This window comes from Mesorhizobium sp. M7A.F.Ca.CA.002.15.2.1, assembly GCF_003998715.1.
Classification (GTDB): domain Bacteria; phylum Pseudomonadota; class Alphaproteobacteria; order Rhizobiales; family Rhizobiaceae; genus Mesorhizobium; species Mesorhizobium ciceri.
This window is the reverse complement of sequence record NZ_RZPI01001093.1, coordinates 1-1,021: the sequence shown is the minus strand read 5'-3', so window position 1 is coordinate 1,021 and position 1,021 is coordinate 1. Positions and strand designations below refer to the sequence as shown.

General features: G+C 59.0%; 1 protein-coding gene. It reads left to right on the top strand.

What is annotated here, in order from left to right:
• Positions 1-190 precede the first annotated feature (190 nt).
• On the top strand, positions 191-1,021 hold an 831-nt coding region (locus tag ENZ74_RS32860; protein ID WP_127313340.1), incomplete at its 3' end, for an ABC transporter substrate-binding protein.

The following is a 1,021-nucleotide window of genomic DNA, read 5'->3' as shown; positions in this document are numbered from 1 at the left end:
CCATGACGCCGACACTGCAGTCCTGTTCCATCATCACTAGAATTGAGCACCATCTTGCCTGCGTCGGCCAAAGCCGGGGCAATAATCTGGCGCCGACGGCCTTGCGCAAAGACCAGCCTTTCCAACACAATCAAGAAAAGCCGCAAGAAGGGAACGAACGATAATTTTCACAGCTTGAAGGAGAACAAGCATGTCACTTCGCAGTGTGATTTCGAACTTAACAATGGGAACCTTCGCACTCGCCGCGGCGAGTGCACTGACACCTTCCGCCCAAGCCGCCGCACCAGAATCCAACGATCCGATCAAGATCGCGCTGTTCGACTGGACCAGCGTCAATCTGAACGCCAAGATCCTTGGCGGTATCCTGGAAAAGCTCGGCTATACCGTCGAGTATCCCACGGCCGACTACCTCTCCAGCCTGACCACGGGCCTCACCAATGGCGATCTTGATGTCGGCCTGGAGTTCTGGGACACGACCGCCGGCGAAGCCATGAAGGCCTCCGATGCGACCGGCCAGACCGAACGGCTGGGTAAGCTCGGACCCAAGGCCAAGGAAGAATGGTGGTTTCCGGAATACATGAAGGAGAAATGCCCGGGCCTGCCCAATTGGGAAGCGCTGAAGGACCCGAAATGCGCCGAAGCCTTCTCGACGGCGGAGACCGCACCGAAGGGACGCTATCTCGGCGGCCCGGTGACATGGGAAGGCTTTGACGACGAGCGCGTCGAGGCGCTGAAACTGCCCTTCACCGTCATCCATGCCGGCACCGACGCGGCGATGTTCGCCGAGCTCGATTCCGCCTATCAGCGCAAGGCGCCGATCATGCTGTGGATCTATTCGCCGCATTGGGCGCCTGCCAAATACAAGGGCGAGTGGGTTGAATTCCCGGAATACACGCCCGAGTGCTACAACGACCCGAAATGGGGCGTGAACCCCGACGCCAAATATGACTGCGGCAAGCCGCATGGCGAGATCTGGAAATACTCCTGGTCCGGCATGAAGGACAAATGGCCGGTCGCCTAC